Source organism: Staphylococcus sp. FSL W8-1207, from assembly GCF_038003745.1.
GTDB classification, from domain to species: domain Bacteria; phylum Bacillota; class Bacilli; order Staphylococcales; family Staphylococcaceae; genus Staphylococcus; species Staphylococcus equorum.
The window spans coordinates 691,372-707,446 of sequence record NZ_JBBOPU010000001.1 but is presented as its reverse complement, the minus strand read 5'-3'; the positions used below and the strand labels follow the sequence as shown (position 1 = coordinate 707,446).

Sequence of the window (16,075 nt, the reverse complement as noted above, 5' to 3'; positions counted from 1 at the left end):
CGAATTTAAAGTTTCAAACGGTTTCTCTGTAACTTTCCTGTTGATGTATAAGGTAATGATTCAACGCGTACAAATTGCTTAGGTATTTTATATTTTGCTAAATTTTGTTTGAAATGCTCTAATAATTGCGCATCAGATATTGTTATATTCGCAACGTAATATAAATATGGGACTTCCCCCCAGGTATCATCTTCTACGCCGACACACATTGCATCTTCTATGCCCAAATAATTCTTAGCAACCGACTCAATTTGATAAGGGTAGATATTTTCTCCACCACTGATTATTAAATCTTTTCTGCGATCATAAACCATGACATAACCTTCGTCATCTATTTCTGCAATATCACCAGTATTAAAATAGCCTGCTTCAAAGATGTCTTGCTTATTTTCAGGATATAGGTAACCTTGCATAACATTATCACCTTTGATTAACAATTCACCATGACCTTGTGAATTTGGGGCTTTAATTTTCACATCAACATTTGCACTCGGTTTACCTACTGTATCATAACGATGTGTTAACATCTCTGGTGAAGCAGTTAAAAACTGTGAACACGTTTCTGTCATACCGAAAGAATTATATATTGGCAGTCTATTTTGAAGTGCTTGATCAATCAGAGCACTAGAGAGTTTCGCGCCGCCAAGTAATATCTTTTGAACTTGATAAGGTTGATCAAATCCTTCATCCATTAACCATTTTAATGTTTGGGGCACGAGTGACACATGTGTAGGTAATTCTTCTTTTATAATCTTTAACATAGCTGCAGAATTAAATTTAGATGCTATACGAACTGTAAAGCCTTCAATTAATGCTCTTAACACTACACTTAATCCTGAAATATGATAGATAGGCAATACGGATAGCCATTTCGTATTCTGATCAAACCCAAGGCTTTCCTTACAACCACTTGCACTTGCATAATGATTGCTAAATGTCTGTGGCACAGCTTTTTGAGCTCCCGTTGTCCCTGATGTAAACATAATCGATGCAATACGTTCTATTGAAAATGATGTTTCATATTGATTATCATCCAAATGAGTCCATAAGTTTTCAAAATTAACTATATGAATACCTTTTAATTGTATTGGCTCTCGTGCTATCACAGTATCAACTTCAATTGATACCATTTGTGCAAGCATTTCCTTCTTAGTCAGTCTTGTATTTAACATAGCAATTTCAATACCAGCTAGCCACGCTGCATTAATTAAAATGACAGATGCTATCGAATTATCGATATATAATCCAATTCTTGGCTTATCTAACTGTTTTAATTGATATGCTAATCTCGAAGCATATTGATAGGTCTTATTAAATGAAATTTGCTTTGTGCCGTCATCTATAAACACCTTTTCACCATTTAGTTCTGCTTGTTTTTTCAACCAAAATTCCACGCCTACATTCCTCCATCTCATATTATATTATAACGCTTTTATTATTATTTAACATGGTCCAAATCTTCACTTTAATGTTATGACTACGCAAAGGTTTTATAAGTTAAATTTTTAGTCACACATTCTATTTTTTAAAGTTTGTTTTATTTCAAATCGCTTTTGAATTTTCATACATCTATTTTTTTACATTTGCAGTTATATTTTTTACACTTTTCTGAACCTTATTCCATCTCCTATTTAACTTTGCTATTTTAGTTTAAAGGAGTGATTTCTTATGAAAAAGGTTAGTGTGATCATGCCTACATATAATAACGGGAATATGATTTCTCGTACTATCGATTCAATTCTAAATCAAACTATGAGTCATAAAGATTTTGAATTAATAATTATAGATGATCATTCAAATGATATTGAAACTGTTGAAACTATTAAATCATATTGGGTTAATTATAAGCATTTAATAAAATTTAAAAGATTAAATAAAAATACAGGAAGCGCAAGTGCTCCAAGAAACAAAGGCATAAGCATGAGTAATTCAGAGTACATTTTCTTCTTAGATTCTGATGATTACTTGCATGAAAGAGCGTTAGAGGATCTTTACATATATGGGAAAGAAAATAATAGTGATTTAATTATTGGTAAGTATGGTGTGGAAGGAAAAGGTAGAGGTGTTCCGAAAGCAGTGTTTGAGAATGGTAATGTGCCAAAAGCGGATATTATAGAAAACAGTTTGTTTTATGCATTATCAGTTTTAAAAATGTTTAAAAGTAATATTATACATAAAAATAAAATTCGTTTTAAAACAAATGCTAAAACTGCAGAGGATCAACTTTTCACTATAGAATTCCTTATGAATTCAAAAAATTATTCTATTAAAACTGATTATGAATACTACATTGTTGTGAATGATTTCTCGTCTAAAAATCATCTGTCTACTAAAAAAAGCACACCGAAACAATATTTTTCTACTATAAGCAATATCTATAACGCAATATATTGCAGTAAAGTATACAAAAAACGAGTACTCCGTGACAAACTTGCAGCGAAGTATACAACAAGGCTATTGAGACATGGACAGAATAAGCATTTTTCAATTAGTAAAATGAGTTACAAAGAGAAAAAAGAATGGCTTAAATATTTATCAAAAACTATAAATGAAGTTCCTAGAACCGCAGATACATATGTAACACCTATATTTAATTTAAAATTGGAAGCTATACGTCAAAATAACCTATTAGCTGTGATGACTGCAGATAAAATATTAAAAGGTGGTTAAAGATATAATTGGAAAACTTTAATTATGAAAATAGACATTACTTAGCATTGAAGCAAGAAGATTTAAAACTAAACAAAGAAAAAATTGAATGGATATTCACGAATTATGAGCAAATTACATTTTCAGTTAAATGGAACAAAAATAAAACACCAATATTAATGATGAATGGGTATAAAATAGCAAGTATTAGCAATTTAAAAATCCATATAAACATTCATGATTTAAAAGGAGACTTTAATTTTAATAATACCCCTCTTCTCCGTGTATCTTGTAGATTTTAAATTTCTTTAAGGCGGTAAGATAATGAACCATATAAGTGAATAGATTCATAAAATTCTATTACTGGAATTGCTTTAACAGTCTTATTAACTGCTTGAGTGATATCATTGTTTGTGATTAACATCTCAGTTTACATTGGCAATGCTAATTGATCATATTATAAAAAACAAGACAAACATGTCCTTTCAAAATCGGAATATTGTAAATGAAAACTTATTTAATTTATCATTTTTAATTATTAATACTAAAAAATATAAATTTTATCACAGTAAAATTCTCAAAAAATTATTTTTTAAAATTATAGTTTGAAAGTATTATTACTGGGTATAGATTAATGATTGAATCATTTACAAGGAGTGTTAAAAATGAAGTTAAAATTGGTGACTGCGGTAGCACTGTCAGGTATTTTGCTTACAGCATGTGGTAATGGAGATTCAGAGAGCGATACTAAATCTGAGGATTCTAGTAATAAAGATACAGATAAACAAGTCATTGCTTTAGATAAAATCAAAACAAGCCCCAAAGATGCTATTAAAAAAGCACAAGATGAGTATAGTGGACAAGACTTAAAAGGCATTACTTATGAAAAGAGTAATGGTGAATGGGCTTATAAAATAGAGCAACAAAAAAATGGTGAAGAATCAGAAGTTATCATTTCTGATAAAAACAAAGAGGTTTTAAATAAGGAAACTGAAAATGAAGATTCAGAAAATGAAAATGAAACATTTAAATATAATGATGCCATCGACTATAAAGAAGCTATTAAAAAAGGACAAGAAGAATTTGATGGCGACATCAAAGAATGGTCCCTATCTGAAGATGATGGCAAACTCGTTTACGATTTAGACCTAAAAGATGACAGCACTAAGCACGAAATCACAATCGATGCTAAAAGTGGTGATGTACTAAATAATGAACAAGACGATTAAAATTCACTAAATAATAAAGGAGGATCAATATGAAGTTATTGATCCTCCTTTATTTATGATTTCTATAAAGTTATGACTTATATGATGTGTTTGTTCCCCATAGAAATAGACAATCTATTCCACATATTGATTTGATTAATGATTAATATTAAGTCTGTGTACTCCTCTTCTGTATACAGTTTACGAACTTCGTTAAATAGTTCCTCTGAAACACCATTTACAGTAATATTCGTTACTGCTTCTGTAAGTTCAAAAGCCAGTTTCTCTTTATCAGAATATATATTTGTTTCATGCCATGCATTTAATAAATAGATTTCTTCTTCTGATACTTTCATTTTTCTAGCATCTGCAGTATGCATACCAATACAAAAAGCACAACCATTTATTTGAGAGACACGTATCTTAATCAACTCTCTTAACTTTCTATTAATAGATGTTTTCTTTAATTGTTTTTCCAAATCCATTATTAATGCCATTTCTTCTCCAGCAATTTCATAATAATCTATTCTATTTTCCAAAAATGAACCCCCATAATCATGATTATTCTAATTCAGTATAATTTCTAAGGTTAAGAATCACAATTTGTTTGTTTACACTCTTCTTGTATAACCTCATTTTGTATTACTATTTCACATATTTCAGATTGTAAAAGACTTGAATGTAACAAAAAAATAACCATCTCCGAAGAGATGGTTACGTCTGAGAGTTTGTCTGAACCCACACCCTAAGGTGTACGTTAGACCCACTCTATCTGACAACACCCTAGGGTGTCCACAACAATAATATAATAATTTCTGATAAAAGTAAATCCTTATTTAATTTAATGAAAGTTATAGTTTGACAACATATTTTTTAATATTAATTATGGGGATTACAATTTTTATAGTAGTCTATTGAAAGTAAAAACACCGAAACCCTATTATATCAGGTTTACGGTGTTTCAAAAAAGTTCAACTTATGTAAATAGCAGAGAGTGAGGGATTCGAACCCTCGAGACGCTTGTGACGTCTACACACTTTCCAGGCGTGCTCCTTCGGCCAACTCGGACAACTCTCCAATATAATATAAAAAAACAGAAGCGATATTTCACTTCTGTTTGTATGACCCCGACGGGACTCGAACCCGTGTTACCGCCGTGAAAGGGCGGTGTCTTAACCGCTTGACCACGGGGCCATATGGCTCCACAGGTAGGACTCGAACCTACGACCGATCGGTTAACAGCCGATAGCTCTACCACTGAGCTACTGTGGAATAATTTAAATGGAGCGGGTGATGGGAATCGAACCCACAACATCAGCTTGGAAGGCTGAGGTTTTCCCATTAAACTACACCCGCTTAATTAATCATTATGGGGCGGATGATGGGGATCGAACCCACGCGTGTCGGAACCACAATCCGATGTGTTAACCACTTCACCACAACCGCCAAAGCAATATTAAAAAATGGTTCAGGACAGAGTCGAACTGCCGACACATGGAGCTTCAATCCATTGCTCTACCAACTGAGCTACTGAACCATAATGATAATGGCGGTCTCGACGGGAATCGAACCCGCGATCTCCTGCGTGACAGGCAGGCGTGTTAACCGCTACACTACGAGACCTAAAATAAAAATTGCGGGAGGCGGATTTGAACCACCGACCTTCGGGTTATGAGCCCGACGAGCTACCGCTGCTCCATCCCGCGGTAATATTATTAATGACGCCTACCCAATTAATATACCATGAATCTTTACTTAATGTCAACAACTTTTTAAAAGTAATTTACATTGGCTTAATCAGGAATTAAAACTTTAATGCGATAATTGATGTTTGTACATCCCCTATCAATCAATACTTACTTAGTATATAAATTCCTAACGCTTTAGTCAATAACTTTTAAAAACTATTTTGTGTAAAAAAGGAATATAATAATAATATTTTATCTTTAGTTCCTTATTTATACAAAATTCTATTGTTTTCACGCTTAAATACTACATTTGTTATGATGTCATTACAATAAATATTGTACATTAAAGAACAATAACTAATTAAATAATGTTCTTTAATGTTAAATACTAAATTACTTACTCATGATACCTTGCATTTTTCCGTGTAAAATTGTGAATGTGGTAAAGCCGTCATCTTCCATAAAATGGCCACCATTCTCTGTTACTTTACACACACCATTTAATGTATCCATTAATCTTTTAGTTTCTAAGTAAGATACATATTTATCATTTTTAGAACACAAACCATAGAATTGATCTACTTTATTTTTAACAATCTCATAGTCGATTGCTTTCGTTTCAGGATCAATATATGCATCTATTTCTTCCGCGTCATCCATGAAGCCTGCAACACTAAACAGACCTTCTATATGATTTATATTCGTTTCTTCTATGTACTTTAATGATGCTAAAGTACCAAAACCATGTGTTATAAAATATGTTTCATATTTATCAACAGTGATTTGGTCTTTCATTCTTTCCACCCACTGCTCAAGATTATCATTTTCTTCTACTGGTAAATCAAATAATGTTACATTGTAACCTTCTAAAATAAGATTATTAGCTAACCATTGATACCAATGGTTTGTAGCATCTCCAATTTTGGAATGTACAATTACAATATCTGTCATAAATATTCCTCCTGTACAATAGCTCATAAATCATTGTTATTTTGCTACCGTATCCGATTCTACTACGCTATATATTAAGTATCTCACAATTGTTATAAATATTAAATTTTCCAACAATTAAAAATATAAAAATAAGCCGTTACTTCGATATAACGACTTATTATATCGAAAAACGACTCTTCAAAGTTTTATTATAGTTCAGCTATTAATTCTTCTACAGCATTTTTGCCTTGTTGAATACAGTCAGGTAACCCTACTGCTTCAAATGAGGCGCCAGTAATACGTAGCCTTGGATAACTTGTTCTAATATGAGCTTGTATTTCTTTAATACGATCTATATGACCTACATGATATTGCGGCATGCTTTTAGGTAATCTATTCACGATGCTGAAATCTGGCGCACCTTTAAATGTCATCATTTGACTCAAATCATTTTTAACAATATTCACTATTTCGTCGTCTGTGTGATCGTTCACGACCGTGTCATTAGGTTTACCTACGTATGCACGAATAAGTACTTTACCTTCTGGTGTTGTAAATGGCCATTTTTTACTTGTCCAAGTACAAGCAGTGATACTCGTCTTACTTGTACGCGCAATGACAAATCCTGTACCGTCATATGTGTTTTCAATATTTTGCTCATCAAAAGCTAATACGACTGTTGCAACAGTCGTAGAATCCATAGTATTGAAATAGTCAAAGGAAGGATCATTGCCAAACCATTGCATAAATGTTTGATGTGGCGTAGTAACCAAGACACCATCATATCCTATTTTCGATTCTGCCGTAACGATTTCATAAGATTTTTGAGCAACGATAATATCTTGAATAGGCGTATTAAACTCTATTTGGACACCTAGATCTAATACATATTTAGTTAAAGCCTCTATAAATGAACTCAGGCCATGTCTGAATTGCTTGAATTGGCCTTTTGGCGCTCCTGGATATAGTTGACGTTGTTTCTGTCGCTGTACTTTTTCATATCGCATACCTTTAATTAAACTACCAAATTGTTCTTCTCTTTGCTTGAATTCTGGAAAAGTACTCATTAAACTCAAGTCATCTATATTCGTACCGTAAATGCCACCCATTAGAGGCTCTATTAAGTTTTCTAACACTTCATCTCCTAGGCGCTGGCGGAAAAATGATCCGACTGAAATATCATGTTCTATTTCTATCGATTTCTTAAATAAATCTAACCCAGCTATTAATTTACCTGTAGGAGAAATTAGTTTTGTTTTTAAAAAGGGCTTAACATCAGTTGGTACACCTAAAATTGACCCACCTGGGATGGGGAATAATTTATTTTTAGCATATATATAAGACTGCCCTGTTTGGTTTGTAATAAGGTCACTTTCTAAACCAACCTCTTTAGCAATATCTGTCATTATCTGTTTGCGTCCTAAATAAGATTCTGGCCCAAGTTCGATAGTGTATCCTTCAGTTCTATATGTTTGAATTTTACCACCAGTTCTATTAGACGCTTCATATATAGTGACATCAATATCAGGTCGTTGTTTTTTAATAAAATATGCACTTGATAAACCTGTAATACCAGCACCAATAATCGCAATACTTTTAGTCAAAACAGTTCACGCTTCCTTTAATAAACATTTTTGATTTCATCAACGATTGCTCCAATAAACAAAGGGTCCGTATTAGGCATTGACGGACGGAAATAGTTAACGCCTAATTCGTCGCAGACTACTTTACATTCATAATCATTGTCATATAACACTTCTAAATGTTCACATACAAAACCAACAGGAGTGTAAATGAAATTTTTATAGCCATGTTCATTATATAATGCTCTAGTTAAGTCTTGAACATCAGGTCCTAACCACGGTGTACCAGTGTTACCCTCAGATTGCCATCCTTCAGCTACATGGATAATATTAGAATGTTCTTCTAATAATTGTGCTGTATGATGTAATTCATTTGGGTAAGGGTCATTATTCTGCTCAATAAGTCCTTTCGGTAAACTATGCGCTGATACAACTAATACAGTTTCATCATGTTCTTCTTGTGGAATTTCCGATAATGATTCATTCACTTTTTCTGTCCAATATTGAATGAATTTAGGTTGTTGATAATAGTGCTCTACATGTTTAAATGTAATGCCATATTTATCCGCTTCTTTTTGAGCCCTTGTATTATATGAACCTACTGAGAAACTAGAATAATGTGGAGCCAACACTACTGTAACAGCTTCTTCTATACCTTCTTCATGCATTGATTTAACCGCATCTTCTATAAACGGGTGTATGTGTTTCAAACCAACGTATAATTTAAATTCAACATCACTGTATGCTTCGTTTAGTGCATCACAAAGTGTTTCAGCTTGACGATTTGTTGTATTAGCTAATGGTGATAACCCACCGATATGTTTGTATCTATCTTTTAAATCTTGTAATTCTGCTTCTGTAGGTTTTTTGCCATGTCTAATATCTGTGTAGTAAGCCTCAATATCACTTTCTTGATATGGCGTGCCATATGCCATAACTAATAAGCCTATTGTTTTTGTCATTTTTAAATCATCCTTTTGTATAATAAATTTTAGATGTATATGACATAATAAATTGTTACTCTTGGTGACGTGTGTTTATGTCTACTATCTCTTCGTATAATCATGAACGAATGTCGTTATACGTTTAAGTGTCTCAGGTTTAACTTCAGGAAAGACGCCATGTCCAAGATTGAAAATGTGCTGTCCATGTTCCATTCCTTGATCTAATATTGGTTTTAATCTTTCTTCAATAACGTCCCATGGTGCTAATAACAATGATGGGTCTAAATTGCCCTGTAAGGTTCTAGTGATATGCAGATCTCCAGCTTCTTTGATAGAAAGTCTCCAATCTAAACCTAATACATCGATTGGTAATGAATTCCACTCATGTGCTAAATGACTCGCACCTACACCAAATAATATTACAGGTACATCATGCTTCGCTTTTATACCATTAATAAGTTTCTCCATCGCTGGTTTAATATAATAACGATAATCTTTTACATTTAACGCCCCAGCCCAAGAATCAAACACTTGAATTATCTCTGCTCCAGCTTCAACTTGAGCAGATGTATACGTGATGGACATGTCTACTAAATGATCCATAAGTGCAAACCAAGTTTCTTCGTCACTATACATCATCGCCTTAGTAAAATTATAATTCTTTGAAGGTCCACCTTCAATCATATAACTTGCTAATGTAAATGGTGCTCCTGTAAAACCAATTAATGGCACATTTAATTTTTCTTCAGTCAATATTTTTATTGTATCTAAAACATAAGGCACATCACGCTTAGGATCAATCTTCCCTAACTTTTCAACGTCGTGTATATTTTTTATAGGATTGTGAATTACTGGACCGATACCAGATTTTATCTCCACATCTACACCAATCGGCTGAAGTGGTGTCATAATATCTTTATACAGCACCGCTGCATCTGTATTATAATTATCAACTGGTAAATGTGTCACATAAGCACATAACTCTGGTTGATGTGTAATTTCAAATAAAGAATACTTTTCTTTCAATTTTCTATATTCAGGCTGTGACCTACCAGCTTGACGCATAAACCATACTGGTGTGTGGTTTACCGCCTCACCATTTATCATATCTAGGATTGTATTATTTTTATTATGCACCTTGAATCCTCCTACATTATAATCATTCTTATTTATAATACCATACTGTTATATACGCCGTATTTCATTGTGTTAAAATGTCATAAAAAAGACAAACAGTCTACTTTTGTTATCTTAATCATTTGACTATTGTTTTCTTTTAGAAATCTATTATAATGTTATCAAAGACTATTGTTATATTTATTTGATAACATAGATATATCTATAGTACAGTATAATAGTTATATGCACTTTCTTAAACAAAGCAAGGGGGAAATCTTATGAAAATTTATGCATCTTATGGTACGTTTGGTTATTTGAATCAAATCAGACTAAATAACCCTAGTCATAACTTATTACAATTTTCAGCTTCTGACTCTTCAGTAATCATAGAAGAAACAGATAATCAATCCGTTTTAAAACAACCTTTAGTTTATGAAGTTCTAAAGTCTGACGGCGATTTAGATGAGAACAACTTTTATTCAGTAATATTTATTCCAACTTCAGAAGATCATGCTTATCAATTAGAGAAAAAATTGGAAGGCTTTTCTACTGATTTCAATCAATTTGCTGGTTATAGAAGTTATCGTTTCTTAAAACCGGAACAAGGTTTAACATATAAGATTTACTTTGGCTTCGAAAGTAGAAATGCTTATGAAGATTTTAGAGCTTCGTCTTTATTCAAAGACAACTTTGATAAGCTGGCATTAAGCCAGTTCTTCGGCTCAAGTCGTCAACATTCGAGTTATTTCGAAAGACATTTATTCCCGATTGATGATAATTAATATTGAAAATTACAATTTTTAAAATAAAAAGTCGTTTCTTATGCGATGGATAAACTATCTATCGCACCGAGAAACGACTTTTTTTAATCTCTTAACAATGTTTCTTGATATTTAAGTTTTTTAATGACATTTATTATTGTTAGCCAACCTACAAGGAAGAATAACAAACCAAAGTAACTATAGAGTGGAAATACAAAAGCATAAACGATAATAAATAACGCTCCTACAATTAACATTAATCTATATAAGAATTGTTCATATCCTTTTATTACTTTTGATTCAGTAACCGGCCATACTTGTGGCCACAAACCATAAGCTTGTTGTGTATAAAATTGTGCCATTTGTAATAAGATAATGTACATAAACAAGCTACCAATAATTAACATGATAATGGGTTGTTCTAACCAAAACATTAAAACAAGCGCAAGAATTACTAATCTTAAAATGATGTTAAAAGCATCTTTACCGCGCACAAAACTTCTTATAAATAAATAAAGATACATATAATTTGAATTAAACCTTTTACGCTTAGGCGTAATTAGCAATGGATCTAGATAACTTCTTCTTACCGCTGTTTCTTTTAGATGTTTTACATCCGTAAACATATTAACGAATTTATAATAATTCATATGATGTTGATGTTCTGATTTAATCATTTTTTCCCAAGGATATAAATGTGTCTTATTTTGATAACGGATCAACATTGTTATGCCGATTAGGATAAAAACAGAAGTAATACTTGATAGTTGTTTCGGCTCTAATGCTAAGTAATATCCAGATGTGAAAATAATAAAGAGTAATACATAAAGAGACCAACGTTCTAATCGGTATTTATACCATTGCCATTTTAGTAATAGCCCTAATAATGGAAAAATGAGTGCTAATACAGCAAACAAAATATAAAAACCAAAAGTTTGATTATTAATCACAAAAAACAATGGGAATAACACAATTAGTATTACTACTTGTATCCCTATTCGAGAAAAGTAACTATATATTAAACTATGTTTCATATATTCCGACATGTGTTTTTCAAATGGTAATAGAAAAAGTCTATCTGCATCTTTAAGCAACGTTCTAATTGGAAACATTGATGTTAATGCTACGACGATACTAGCAACCAAAGCGTAATTAAAATGCTTTGGTGTAGATTGTAACCAATCACCATAGCCTACTAGAAAGGCACCAAACATAATTACAAGAAATACAGAGAAATGACCATTAAATATGAATTTATTATAGTATTGTTTTTCTTTGCTTATCTCTTGTTTTCTTGTACTAAATAATTGTTTCGCATTTTGGTTCATGTTTGTTGGCCACCTTGTGTGACATGGATATATATTTCATCTAGCGTTTTACCTTCTAAACCTGTTTGTGCTCTTAGTTCATCTAAGTTTCCGAATGCTACAATTTGCCCTTCGTCCATAATTAAGAATCTATCGCAGTATCTTTCTGCAGTCGCTAAAATATGTGTACTCATTAATACCGTACGACCTTCGTCTTTTTTCTCAACCATTAAATCTAACATGGATTGAATGCCTAAAGGATCTAATCCTAGAAATGGTTCATCAATAATGTATAATTCTGGATCTACAATAAAAGCACAGATAATCATCACTTTTTGCTTCATACCTTTAGAAAAATGGCTTGGAAATATATTCAATTTATCTTCTAAGCGAAATGTTTTTAATAAAGGTTGTGCCTTTTCCATTGCAGCTTCTTTGCTAATATTATAAGCCATAGCTGTCATGTAGATATGTTCTTGCAATGTTAATTCTTCATAAATAACCGGAGCCTCTGGAATATAAGATAATTTCCTTCTATAAGTTTCAACATCTTGCTTTATATTTATATTAGAAATTGTCATTTCACCTTCCATAGGCGTCAGCAAACCAAGCATGTGCTTAATTGTCGTACTTTTACCTGCTCCGTTTAATCCAATAAGCCCAACAATTTCACCTTGGGTTAATTCGAAATTTATATTTTTAATTACAGGTCGTTTACCATAACCGCCTGTTAAATGTTCTATTTTTACTGTCATATGGCACCTCCACAAATTATATTGTATCAAAAATCAGTCTATAGGCATAAATTTACTGCGAAAAATGACGGAAATAATATACTAATGCTATAATAGTCAGTAACAATCTTACAAGGAGTGAAGATTCATGTCAGAAACAGTCTTTAGTAAAATTATTGATGGTGACATACCTAGCCATAAAGTATACGAGGATGATTATGTTTACGCATTTTTAGACATTTCTCAAGTTACAAAAGGTCACACACTTTTAGTTCCTAAAAAAGCATCAGCCAATATTTTCGAAACAGATACTGAGACGATGAAACATATTGGCGCAGCATTACCTAAAGTAGCCAATGCGATTAAAAAAGCATTTAACCCTGATGGATTAAATATTATACAGAATAATGGTGAATTTGCCGATCAATCTGTCTTCCATCTTCATTTCCACTTTTTACCAAGATATGAAAACGATGTGGATGGCTTTGGCTATAAATGGGAAACGCATGAAGAGACGATTGATGATGACCAAAAAGCTAAACTCGCACAAGAAATAGCAGCTCAATTCGACTAAATATGCTTATTTTATCTCATATGGGGTATATAAAACATATTAAAGAATGCGATATTATTTAGAAATGAGGAGAATTTTTATGAAAACAGCTCAAATATTATTAGGTCTTAGTGCTGGCGTTGCAACTGGTCTTGGCTTTGCTTTGATGAACCGCGATAAAAGAGAGTCTAACCAATTTAATGCACAAACAAAAAGACCTGCCGGCGCTGAATCAGAAGTTGATAGAGAAATTAATACCATTAAGCAAAGTATAAATGATATTACAAATTATATCTCTCAAATTAAATCTGAAAGTACAGAATTTGGCAGTACGATTGGTGATGAGGTGAAAACAATGATTGGTGATTTCAAATCTGATATCAATCCTAACATTGAAAAATTACAGTCTCATATCGAGAATTTACAAAATCGTGGCGAAGAAATTAGTAAAACTTTTGAAAAAGATAAATAACTTACAGTTATTCAATTGATTTTATGCTAAACATCTATCAAGCCTAAACATAGAGCTGTAAACCTAAGCATTGTCCATAATGAGGTTTACAGCTCTTTTTATATACTGATAAAACCTTCTATAAAAGTATTCAATTGATCGCTTATTTCTTCTTTAATATACGCCCTATTTCATATTCAAAATTATCTTGACCTTTTTCCTGTTAGGATAGATAATACGAAAGTATATAAGTGCTGTTATTTATTAAGTAGAGGAGCATGATTTAGTTATGTATCTATGTACACGCCAAATTGATATTAATGCACGTTTCGGCTTACCTAGAATAGCATTTCTAAGTTTAGTCACAACGATCATTACATTCTTGATTGCCTATGAGATTTTGTATTTTTTTTCCAATACGAAATTAACAGATCAATATTTTTTAGTATTTTTAGTATTAGTGGTGATCTTATACCCTATTCATAAAGCAATTCATTTAGTATTTCTGTTTCCTTATTATAAATCTTTCAAAAAATATAAGTTAGTGCGACATAAATCCGTACCTTTTTATAATACGTATGTGAACACACCTGTTAATAAATATTATTTTTGTTTTGATTTAATTACACCTGTAATCATTATTACGAGCATCTGTGCATATGCCAGCATACAATTCCCACAATTTGGTCATTACTTTATGTTTATTCTTGCATTAAATATGGGTTATTCAGTAATGGATTTTCTTTATTTAAAAATAATACTATTTTCCAATGAAGGTTCATATATAGAAGAACATCAAACAGGCATTAATATTTTAAATAAAGTTGACACTAAATATGAACAATAAAGTGAAGTGACTTTGCCATAAATCCAGTATGCTATGTTACACATGTAAATGGGATATTGCATAATAACTATCAGTTATCTAATAAGTATTATGGATGGGATAGAAATCAAATTTTAAATTTTGATTTCTATCCCACTTTTTTGTTTTTAATTCAAATTAATTTTAATAATCTATTTTTTTATAAATTTACTAATACTATAGTCCTAGAAACAGGGTTTCTTATTGGTGAACACAGCATAATATGTTATATTTACGTTGTTATTATTACAAAAGGAGTTTCCAACCATGAAAACATTTAAAAAAGTTATACTTCCGGTTACAGCAAGCGCGTTGCTATTAAGTGCTTGTGGTAGTAGTGCAACAGATTCAAAAGATGATACGATTATTTCATCAAAAGCTGGAGACGTTAAAGTAGAAGATGTCATGAGCAAAATGGGCGATGAACAAATTGCCAACAGTTCATTCTCAATCTTATTAAACAAATTACTAGCAGATAAATATAAAGACGAAGTTAATACGAAAGATATTGATAAAGAAGTCGAAAAAGAACAGAAACAATATGGCGGTAAAGAACAATTTGAAAGTATGTTAAAACAGCAAAAAATGTCTATAAGTGATTATAAAGAACAGAAGAAAACACAAGCTTATCAAAAAGAATTACTTAATGATAAAGTCGAAGTATCAGATAAAGAAATCAAAGAAAACACTAAAAAAGGTTCTCATATCTTAATTAAAGTGAAAGAAAACGAAGATGATAAAGAAGGTTTATCAGATAAAGATGCAAAAGCAAAAGCAGAAAAAATCAAAAAACAAGTCGATAAAGATCCAGACAAATTCGGAGAAATCGCAAAAGAAGAATCAGAAGATAAATCATCAGCTAAAAAAGACGGTAGCTTAGGCTATGTTATGAAAGGCCAAATGGAAGATGAATTTGAAAAAGCACTCTTTAAACTTAAAGAAGGAGAAATTTCAAAAGTAGTGAAAACAGATTATGGTTATCATATTATTAAGGCAAACAAAGAAGACGACTTTGATAAACAAAAAGATAAACTTAAATCTCAATTATTACAATCTAAAGTACAAAAAGAGCCTAAATTATTAACAGATGCATACAAAGAGTTATTAGATGAATATAATGTAGACTATAAAGATAGAGATATCAAAAAAGCTATTGAAGATTCAATCTTAGACCCAGAAAAAATAAAACAACAGCAACAACAACAACAGCAACAACAAGCTATGCAACAAGGTGGCGCTGGAATATCTACAGGACAATAATAGTCCATCACAGAGCCCCT

Annotated in this window: 17 protein-coding genes and 8 tRNA genes; 8 read left to right on the top strand and 17 right to left on the bottom strand. The window is 31.8% G+C overall.

Annotation, left to right across the window (positions count from 1 at the left end; all coding sequences use genetic code 11):
- Window positions 1-5 precede the first annotated feature (5 nt).
- On the bottom strand, window positions 6-1,394 hold the full coding sequence (menE, locus tag NSR03_RS03660) for an o-succinylbenzoate--CoA ligase (RefSeq protein ID WP_069820867.1): 1,389 nt from the start codon (window positions 1,392-1,394) through the stop codon (window positions 6-8).
- Window positions 1,395-1,668: 274 nt separating this feature from the next.
- Between menE and NSR03_RS03655 the strand changes: the two genes are divergently transcribed.
- Complete coding sequence (locus NSR03_RS03655) at window positions 1,669-2,670, top strand: glycosyltransferase family 2 protein (protein ID WP_002507266.1); 1,002 nt, start codon at window positions 1,669-1,671, stop codon at window positions 2,668-2,670.
- An 8-nt stretch (window positions 2,671-2,678) separates the two neighbouring features.
- A complete protein-coding gene (locus NSR03_RS03650) occupies window positions 2,679-2,951 on the top strand; it encodes a hypothetical protein (RefSeq protein ID WP_002507265.1) in 273 nt (90 codons plus the stop codon).
- Here the strand turns inward: NSR03_RS03650 and NSR03_RS03645 are convergent.
- Window positions 2,948-3,073, bottom strand: coding sequence for a hypothetical protein (locus NSR03_RS03645; protein WP_002507264.1), 126 nt, complete (start codon window positions 3,071-3,073; stop codon window positions 2,948-2,950). The genes NSR03_RS03650 and NSR03_RS03645 overlap by 4 nt on opposite strands.
- 241 nt (window positions 3,074-3,314) lie before the next feature.
- On the opposite strand from NSR03_RS03645, the gene NSR03_RS03640 reads away from it, so the two are divergent.
- Window positions 3,315-3,878 (top strand): PepSY domain-containing protein, encoded by a 564-nt coding sequence (locus NSR03_RS03640; RefSeq protein ID WP_002507263.1) that lies wholly within the window; start codon window positions 3,315-3,317, stop codon window positions 3,876-3,878.
- 77 nt (window positions 3,879-3,955) lie between these two features.
- On the opposite strand, the gene NSR03_RS03635 is transcribed toward NSR03_RS03640, so the two are convergent.
- From NSR03_RS03635 to hemE, 13 genes are all read right to left on the bottom strand, one after another.
- Window positions 3,956-4,396, bottom strand: coding sequence for a carboxymuconolactone decarboxylase family protein (locus NSR03_RS03635; RefSeq protein WP_002507262.1), 441 nt, complete (start codon window positions 4,394-4,396; stop codon window positions 3,956-3,958).
- Between the two features lie 449 nt (window positions 4,397-4,845).
- Window positions 4,846-4,934 (bottom strand) — tRNA-Ser (locus tag NSR03_RS03630).
- A 45-nt stretch (window positions 4,935-4,979) separates the two neighbouring features.
- Window positions 4,980-5,051 (bottom strand) — tRNA-Glu (locus NSR03_RS03625).
- Between the two features lie 3 nt (window positions 5,052-5,054).
- Window positions 5,055-5,129, bottom strand: a tRNA-Asn gene (locus tag NSR03_RS03620).
- 10 nt (window positions 5,130-5,139) lie between these two features.
- Window positions 5,140-5,213 (bottom strand) — tRNA-Gly (locus NSR03_RS03615).
- Between the two features lie 14 nt (window positions 5,214-5,227).
- Window positions 5,228-5,303, bottom strand: a tRNA-His gene (locus tag NSR03_RS03610).
- 18 nt (window positions 5,304-5,321) lie between these two features.
- Window positions 5,322-5,394: transfer RNA gene (locus NSR03_RS03605), tRNA-Phe, on the bottom strand.
- A gap of 10 nt (window positions 5,395-5,404) precedes the next feature.
- A tRNA-Asp gene (locus NSR03_RS03600) sits at window positions 5,405-5,480 on the bottom strand.
- 11 nt (window positions 5,481-5,491) lie between these two features.
- Window positions 5,492-5,563: transfer RNA gene (locus tag NSR03_RS03595), tRNA-Met, on the bottom strand.
- A gap of 375 nt (window positions 5,564-5,938) precedes the next feature.
- Window positions 5,939-6,496, bottom strand: coding sequence for an RBBP9/YdeN family alpha/beta hydrolase (locus NSR03_RS03590; protein ID WP_002507261.1), 558 nt, complete (start codon window positions 6,494-6,496; stop codon window positions 5,939-5,941).
- 191 nt (window positions 6,497-6,687) lie between these two features.
- Entirely contained in the window at window positions 6,688-8,082 is a 1,395-nt protein-coding gene (gene hemY, locus NSR03_RS03585; protein WP_002507260.1) for a protoporphyrinogen oxidase, read from the bottom strand.
- Between the two features lie 17 nt (window positions 8,083-8,099).
- Window positions 8,100-9,023 carry a ferrochelatase gene (gene hemH, locus NSR03_RS03580; protein ID WP_002507259.1) on the bottom strand — a complete coding sequence of 308 codons (924 nt, stop codon included), beginning with the start codon at window positions 9,021-9,023 and terminating at the stop codon, window positions 8,100-8,102.
- 84 nt (window positions 9,024-9,107) lie between these two features.
- A complete protein-coding gene (hemE, locus tag NSR03_RS03575) occupies window positions 9,108-10,142 on the bottom strand; it encodes a uroporphyrinogen decarboxylase (protein ID WP_002507258.1) in 1,035 nt (344 codons plus the stop codon).
- 260 nt (window positions 10,143-10,402) lie between these two features.
- Between hemE and NSR03_RS03570 the strand changes: the two genes are divergently transcribed.
- On the top strand, window positions 10,403-10,906 hold the full coding sequence (locus NSR03_RS03570; protein WP_002507257.1) for a signal transduction protein TRAP: 504 nt from the start codon (window positions 10,403-10,405) through the stop codon (window positions 10,904-10,906).
- A gap of 83 nt (window positions 10,907-10,989) precedes the next feature.
- Here the strand turns inward: NSR03_RS03570 and ecsB are convergent, their stop codons facing one another.
- Together ecsB and ecsA are read right to left on the bottom strand one after the other, a co-directional pair.
- Window positions 10,990-12,213: an ABC transporter permease EcsB gene (ecsB, locus tag NSR03_RS03565; protein ID WP_002507256.1), complete on the bottom strand. Its 1,224-nt coding sequence runs from the start codon at window positions 12,211-12,213 to the stop codon at window positions 10,990-10,992.
- Window positions 12,210-12,947, bottom strand: coding sequence for an ABC transporter ATP-binding protein EcsA (gene ecsA, locus NSR03_RS03560; protein WP_002507255.1), 738 nt, complete (start codon window positions 12,945-12,947; stop codon window positions 12,210-12,212). The genes ecsB and ecsA overlap by 4 nt, the downstream gene beginning before the upstream one ends.
- 127 nt (window positions 12,948-13,074) lie before the next feature.
- On the opposite strand from ecsA, the gene NSR03_RS03555 reads away from it, so the two are divergent.
- The 4 genes from NSR03_RS03555 to prsA all read left to right on the top strand — a co-directional run bounded on the left by NSR03_RS03555 (window position 13,075) and on the right by prsA (window position 16,055).
- Window positions 13,075-13,500 (top strand): HIT family protein, encoded by a 426-nt coding sequence (locus NSR03_RS03555; RefSeq protein ID WP_002507254.1) that lies wholly within the window; start codon window positions 13,075-13,077, stop codon window positions 13,498-13,500.
- Window positions 13,501-13,579: 79 nt separating this feature from the next.
- Complete coding sequence (locus tag NSR03_RS03550) at window positions 13,580-13,951, top strand: YtxH domain-containing protein (protein ID WP_002507253.1); 372 nt, start codon at window positions 13,580-13,582, stop codon at window positions 13,949-13,951.
- 268 nt (window positions 13,952-14,219) lie between these two features.
- A complete protein-coding gene (locus NSR03_RS03545; RefSeq protein ID WP_002507252.1) occupies window positions 14,220-14,777 on the top strand; it encodes a DUF3267 domain-containing protein in 558 nt (185 codons plus the stop codon).
- Window positions 14,778-15,062: 285 nt separating this feature from the next.
- On the top strand, window positions 15,063-16,055 hold the full coding sequence (prsA, locus tag NSR03_RS03540; RefSeq protein WP_069820917.1) for a peptidylprolyl isomerase PrsA: 993 nt from the start codon (window positions 15,063-15,065) through the stop codon (window positions 16,053-16,055).
- Window positions 16,056-16,075: the final 20 nt, after the last annotated feature.